Origin of the sequence: Mesorhizobium sp. M1E.F.Ca.ET.041.01.1.1 (assembly GCF_003997355.1) — a bacterium.
Lineage (GTDB): Bacteria > Pseudomonadota > Alphaproteobacteria > Rhizobiales > Rhizobiaceae > Mesorhizobium.
On record NZ_RZSL01000359.1, the window covers coordinates 1 to 6,403 of the forward strand.

Consider the following 6,403-nt stretch of genomic DNA (forward strand, 5'->3'; position numbering starts at 1 on the left):
TGTCGGTAGATGAGGCCTTCGGCGGCGGCGAGCCGAACAGCCCCTGCCCGGAGGCGCTGCCGCTCAGCCCCACGGCCAGCATCGACAAGCTCGACAGCGCGAGGACGAGGCGGCGCAGCACGGGACTACTCCGCCGAGGAGCCCGGCATGCATTCCAGCGCGCTGAGCGTCCAGTCGCTGGTCTTGGAGGTGATGTCGGCGATCTTCCACTTGCCGTCCACTTTCTTCAGAGACCACACCATTTCACGTTTGGAGTCATCGCCTTCCGAGAAAAGATTGAAGTTTGCCGTCACCTCAGCGGTGTCGCCATTGACGGCCTCGGTGAGCTTCAGCGTCTTCGACACGGTCTTCTGATCGAAATCCTGGGCGTCGAGGCCCGGGTCGAAATCGATGCAGGATACCTCGTCGGGCTTCTCCTTCTGCGCCTTGTCGTTGGCCTCAAACAGCTTGGTGACCGGCTCGGTGAAGCGGTCGCGGTATTTCGCGTCCGCCTCGAACCTCACCTCAGGCACATAGAAGAACTTCACGGCCTTGGAAGCCGGCCCGGCGAGTGCCGCGGCAGGCAAGGCGATCGACATGGCAGCGGCCAGCATTGTTGGTCTCATGCAGGATCTCCGGATGTTCGGCGCCGTGGTGGCAAGATCGCCACCACGCATCCTGCATATCGGCTTTTTCGCGCAGCATGAAGTCCTTGCGCTGCCCGTCTCAGGCTTCAAGCCAGACGTTCTGGAAGTCCATTTTGTAGGTCTGGTGCATTGCGTAGTTCTTCACCTTCTTGTTCATGTGGCAGTAGAGCTTCTGCCAGAACGGCTGGATGATGACGCCGGAGTCCTGCAGGATCTGCTCGACGTCCTTCATCACCTCCTTGCGCTTGGCGACGTCGATCTCCGATAGCGCCTGCTTGAGCTTGGCGTCGAAATCCGGATTGGAATAGGCCGTCTCATTCCAGGCCTCACCGCTGCGGTAGCCCAGTGCCAGCACCTGGACGCCGAGCGGGCGCATATACCAGATGGTTAGGGAATAAGGATATTTCGTCCAATCGTTCCAGAAGGTCGAGCCGGGCAGCACCGTGCGCTTCACCTTTATGCCGGCATCGCGCAACTGGCCGGCGATGGCGTCGCCGGTGTTCTTCTGCCACTCGTCCTCGACAGTGATCAGCTCGTGCTCGAAGTCGGCCTGTCCGGCATCCGCCATCAACTTCTTGGCGCCGGCCGCGTCCCGCTCCTTCTTTGGCAGCGGATAGTATTCCGGATGGATCGGGCTGACATGGTGGTTCTCGCCGACCGTGCCGCGCCCGGCATAGCCGAGCTGCATGACTTGGTTGTTGTCGACGGCCATCTGCAGCGCGTTGCGCACCCGCTGGTCGTCATAGGGCTTGTGGGTGATGTTGGTGCGGGCAACCAGCGTGGTCGCCGTCGCGACCTCCGATTTCACCAGATCCATCTTGTCGAGGGGGTCGATGAAGTCGGCCGGCGTTTCGAAATCGAGGTCGATCTCGCCGGAATCGAAGGCATTCAGCGTGGCGTTGAAGTCGGTGCCGTAGTCGATGAATTCGACCCCGTCGAGCAGCGCTTCGCCACCCCACCATTTGCCGTTCTCGCGGCGCTTGACGACCGCCTTCTGGCCGACGTCGTAAGACACCAGCTCGAAAGCTCCGGTGCCGATCGGCTTCTTGATCGGGTCGGCGCCATCTTTGTCGAAGTCGCGATGCACGACCAGCGCCGGATAGTCGGTAAAGCCCGGTATGATCGCGATATCGGCCTCGTTGAGCTTCAGCTTGACCGTATGGTCGTCGACCTTGGTGATGGCGCCATCCTTCGCCTTACCGGTCTTGGCATCGACCAGCGCGCCGACGCGTGCCGCCATGGAATTGCCGGAAGCCCCCTTCTCGCACCAGCGGTTCAGATTGAAGACCACGTCATCAGCGTTGAAGGCATCGCCATTGTTCCAGGTGACGCCCTTGCGCAGATGCAGCGTGTATTCGGTGGCATCGTCATTGACGTCCCAGCTCTCGAGCAGGACCGGCTCGAAAGTGAACTGGTGCGTGTAGCGCACGAGCGGCTCCAGCCAACTGCGGGTGACGTTTGCCATCTCCGTCCAGTCATAGGTGCGCGGATCCTTCTGCGCCTTGACCGACATCGAGACATGCAGCGTGCCGCCTTTCTTCGGTTCGTCGGCGAGCGCCTTGGTCGGCGCGGCAAGGCCGATCATTCCATAGGCGAAAGCCGTCGATGCACCGAAGGCGCTCGCCAGCGCCAGGAATTCGCGCCGGTCCACGCGGCCCGCGCGCACCTCGTCCGCCATCGCTTCGATGGCGGCGGGGACTCGATCGCTGTTGCTTCTGAAAATCGTCATTGTCTTTCTCCCATTGGTTCCGGCGGGTCTTCGCCCGTTCTCTGTCAACTAACGCTATCAGGCAGCTTTTCCTCGCGCCGCGCGATCAAATCCTTGAGACCTTCGGCGATGCCCTCGTCGAGCCTCGGCTCCTGATAGTCGGCAAGCATGTTGCGCGCCTTTTCCCGGCCGCGCGTATCATGATCCTTCGCGCCCTCGGCTGTCCATTGTTCGAAAGAGTTGAAGTCCATGATGGTCGGCATGAAGAAGGCCTTCTCGAAATGCTCGAGCGTGTGCTGCGTGCCGAGGAAATGGCCTTGCGGACCGACCTCGCGGATCGCCGCCATCGCTTCCTTGAAATCGTCGAACCGAACGCCGCCGGCATATTTGTACCAGCCGACGAGCTGCTCGCAGTCGGTGGCGAATTTCGAATAGCCGCAGGTGAGGCCGGCCTCCAGCCAACCGGCCGAGTGCCAGATGTAGTTGGCGCCGGCGAGGATCGCGGCATGCATCAGCATGTTCGCCTCGTAGCCGGCCTGGGCGTCGTTGAGCTTGGAGCCGACATGGAAGCCGGAGGTGCGCCACGGCAGTTTGTATTTCCTGGCCAGCGCGCCCATTAGATACATCATCTGCGCGGCTTCCGGCGTGCCGCCCATCGGAGCGCCGGTCTTCATGTCGACGGTGACCATGAACTGGCCGTAGATCTGCGGCGAGCCGGGGCGGATAAGCTGGGTGAAGGCCACCCCGGCAAGCGCCTCGGCATTGACCTGCGCGACCGCGCCGACGGCGGAGGCCGAGGTCGAGGCGCCGCACAGCGCGAAGGGCGCCAGGATCAGCGGCTGGTTGTGGCGCGCATAGACCCTCATCGCGTCGAGCATGGTGGCGTCCCACACCAGCGGCGAGTTGCAGTTGGTGATCGACACCAGCACCGGGTTGTCGCGCACGAACTCCTCGCCGAAGACGATGCCAGCCATCGCCATCGTGTCCTCGGCCCGCTCCTTCGACGTGACGATGCCCATGAACGGCTTGTCGGAGTGCTTCAGCGCCGAATGGATGATGTGGAGGTGGCGCTTCGGCACCGGGATTTCCATCGGCTCGCAGATGATCGAGCTCGACGAATGCAGTGCCGGCGCCATGTAGGCGAGCTTGTGGAAATTGTTGAGATCGGCAAGCGTGCCGTAGCGCCGCTTGTTGTCGAGGTCGCGCACGTAGGGCGCGCCATACATCGGCACGAAGATCGAGTTCTTGCCGCCGACGCGGACCGTGCGCTCGGGGTTGCGCGCGTTGAGGGTGAACTCCGGCGGAACCTTGGAGACGAGTTCCATCAGCAATGCGCGGTCGATACGGACGCGCGTCTCGGTCACATCGGCGCCAGCCGCCTTCCAAAGCGCGATCGCCTCGTCGTCGCGGAATTCGCAGCCCACCTCCTCGAGGATCTTGAGCGATTCCTCGTGGATCAACTCGACTGCCTCGTCCGGCACGATCTCGTAAACCGGAATCTGCCGGACAAGGGTCGGGAACGACGCTATCGGCGCGCTTCTCAGCGCCTTGCGTCCCAGCCGACCGCCACCGCGACGGTGGGCCGGTTCGGTCATTTCAGCGGCCGGTGCGTTCATGGAGCCTCCTTCTTCCCGCCCAGCCAAGTTAGCGAGACGAAATATGACTGTGACGCTGGAAAATCTTGATCTCTTGTATAAGCTGCGCTTATGCGAAGCCTACGCCACCTCCTGCCCTCGGCCGGCAGCCTGATCGTCTTCGAGGCGGCGGGCCGGCTGTCGAGCTTCACCGCCGCCGGCCGCGAGCTCGGCATGACGCAGGCGGCCGTTTCCTATGCGGTGCGCGGACTGGAGGAACAGCTCGGCGCCAAGCTCTTCCAGCGCCGCCACCGGCAGGTCAGCCTGACGGAAGCCGGCGAACGCTTCCATGCCGATGTGTCGCTTGGCTTATCCCATATCCGCAAGTCGGCGGAGGATCTTCGCTTGCAGGTCACGGGCGGCCACGTGACGGTTGCCGCCTCGACCGCCTTCGGCTCCTTCTGGATGATGCCGCGCCTGCAGCAGTTCCGCGACGAACTGCCTGGCATCGATCTACGCATCCAGACCGCGGACCGCGATCTCGACATCATCGCCGAAGGCATCCCGCTCGCCGTGCGCGGCGGCGTTCCCCGGCAATGGGCGGACTATCATTCGCTGCCTTTGGCCGACGAGGAGATCTTCCCGGTCGCGGGTCCCAACTATCTGGCGAAGTTCGGCATGCCGAGGACCGTCGCGGAACTGGCAACGCACCGGCTCATCCATCTCGAGGAGCCGTACCGCGAGGCGGCGAACTGGGACGAATGGTTCGCGTCCGCCGGAACCAGTTTGCGCAATGCCGAACGCGGCCTGCGCATCAACGATTACGCCCTGGTCATCCAAGCGGTCATGGAGGGACAAGGCATCGCGCTCGGCTGGCGCCATCTCGTCGAGCGGCTGGTGGCGTCCGGCCTGCTGGTCCCGGTGACGAATCACGTGCTGAGGACCGGCACCGCGTTCTACGTCATTTGGTCGAAGAACCGGGAGCTCAGCGACAATGCACTCAAGGTCAGGGACTGGCTGGTGGCGCAGGCGTGAAGTTGCCCCTCCCCCACGCCAATCGAATCCGCCTATAATCACCGCATGCCCATCCGCCAGCTTTCCGAAACGATGATCAACCAGATCGCCGCCGGCGAGGTGATCGAGCGTCCGGCAAGCGTGGTGAAGGAGCTGGTCGAGAACGCGCTCGACGCCGGTGCGGGCAAGGTCGAGATCGTCACCGCCGGCGGCGGGCTCTCCCTCATCCGCGTCACCGACGACGGATCCGGCATTTCCGAGCCGGAGCTGGCGCTGGCGGTTGCCCGCCACTGCACCTCCAAGCTTTCAGACGACATCCACGACATCCGCTCGCTGGGTTTCCGCGGCGAGGCGCTGCCCTCGATCGGCTCGGTGGCCAGGCTTTCGATCCGCTCGCGCACGGCAAGCGGCGACAGCGCGGCCGAGATCGGCATCGAGGGCGGCCGCGTCCTGCCCGTTAAGCCGGCGGCCGCAAACCGCGGCACGACGGTCGAGGTGCGCGACCTTTTCTTCGCCACGCCGGCGCGGCTCAAATTCATGAAGGGCGAACGCGCCGAAAGCTCGGCGACCGGCGACGTGGTCAAGCGCATCGCCATCGCCTTCCCTGCCGTGCGCTTCACGCTCGCCGGCGCCGATCGCTCGACGCTGGAACTGCCGGCGACCGGCGACACGCCGGACGGTCGGCTCGCCCGCGTCGCGCAGGTGATGGGCAAGGACTTTCCCGACAACGCGATTCCCATCGATGCCATGCGCGATGGCGTGCATCTCGCCGGGCACGTCTCGATCCCCTCCTACACGCGCGCCAACGCGCTGCAGCAATATGCCTATGTCAACGGCAGGCCGGTGCGCGACAAGCTGATCGCCGGTGCGATCCGCGGCGCCTTCGCCGACGTGCTGCCGCGCGACCGCCATGCGGTGACCGTGCTTTTCCTGTCGCTCGATCCGGCGACCGTCGACGTCAATGTCCATCCGGCCAAGGCCGATGTGCGCTTCCGCGATCCGGGCTTGGTGCGCGGGCTGATCTTCGGCGCCATCCGCGAGGCGCTGGCCGGCGCCGGCATCCGCGCCGCGACCTCGGGCGCAGCCGGCATGATGGCGGCGTTCCGGCCGGGCACGGCACCTTACGCGCATCCCGGGCCGACCGCCGGCCATCGCAGCTACGAGGCAGCCTACCACGCCTCTGGCTTCAGCGGTTTCGATCATGGTTCGAATTTGGCTCGCTCGCCACAGCGGCCGCTCGACATGGGCGATGCGCGGCAGCCGCGAAACGGCTTCGCCGAAAACGAGCAAGCCGCCTTCGACACGGGGCCGGTTGCCAGCGCCGATGCGCGGGCCGGCATAACCGAGCCGGCCGAAGCGCTGCTCGGCATGGCGCTGGGCGCGGCGCGCGCGCAGGTGCATGAGAACTACATCGTCGCCCAGACGAGGGATTCGCTCATCATTGTCGACCAGCATGCCGCGCATGAGCGGCTGGTCTACGA

Annotated in this window: 5 protein-coding genes; 2 read left to right on the top strand and 3 right to left on the bottom strand. The window is 64.4% G+C overall.

What is annotated here, in order from left to right; genetic code table 11:
• Positions 1-125: 125 nt before the first annotated feature.
• From EOA38_RS24455 to EOA38_RS24465, 3 genes are all read right to left on the bottom strand, one after another.
• The gene (locus tag EOA38_RS24455; protein ID WP_127300435.1) at positions 126-605 is read right to left on the bottom strand and encodes a DUF3828 domain-containing protein; all 480 of its coding nucleotides are present in this window, start codon (positions 603-605) and stop codon (positions 126-128) included.
• 100 nt (positions 606-705) lie between these two features.
• Entirely contained in the window at positions 706-2,355 is a 1,650-nt protein-coding gene (locus tag EOA38_RS24460) for an ABC transporter substrate-binding protein (RefSeq protein WP_127300436.1), read from the bottom strand.
• A gap of 44 nt (positions 2,356-2,399) precedes the next feature.
• Positions 2,400-3,950 (bottom strand): trimethylamine methyltransferase family protein, encoded by a 1,551-nt coding sequence (locus EOA38_RS24465; protein ID WP_127300437.1) that lies wholly within the window; start codon positions 3,948-3,950, stop codon positions 2,400-2,402.
• A gap of 90 nt (positions 3,951-4,040) precedes the next feature.
• On the opposite strand from EOA38_RS24465, the gene EOA38_RS24470 reads away from it, so the two are divergent.
• Positions 4,041-4,943: a LysR substrate-binding domain-containing protein gene (locus tag EOA38_RS24470; protein WP_127300438.1), complete on the top strand. Its 903-nt coding sequence runs from the start codon at positions 4,041-4,043 to the stop codon at positions 4,941-4,943.
• Positions 4,944-4,988: 45 nt separating this feature from the next.
• Positions 4,989-6,403 (top strand): DNA mismatch repair endonuclease MutL (mutL, locus tag EOA38_RS24475; RefSeq protein ID WP_127300439.1); only part of this gene is annotated, 1,415 nt, incomplete at its 3' end.

Bases quoted from the DNA above. Each gene is read 5' to 3' on its own strand.
- EOA38_RS24455 (WP_127300435.1), bottom strand. From the start codon at position 605: ATGAGACCAACAATGCTGGCCGCTGCCATGTCGATCGCCTTGCCTGCC.
- EOA38_RS24460 (WP_127300436.1), bottom strand. From the start codon at position 2,355: ATGACGATTTTCAGAAGCAACAGCGATCGAGTCCCCGCCGCCATCGAA.
- EOA38_RS24465 (WP_127300437.1), bottom strand. From the start codon at position 3,950: ATGAACGCACCGGCCGCTGAAATGACCGAACCGGCCCACCGTCGCGGT.
- EOA38_RS24470 (WP_127300438.1), top strand. From the start codon at position 4,041: ATGCGAAGCCTACGCCACCTCCTGCCCTCGGCCGGCAGCCTGATCGTC.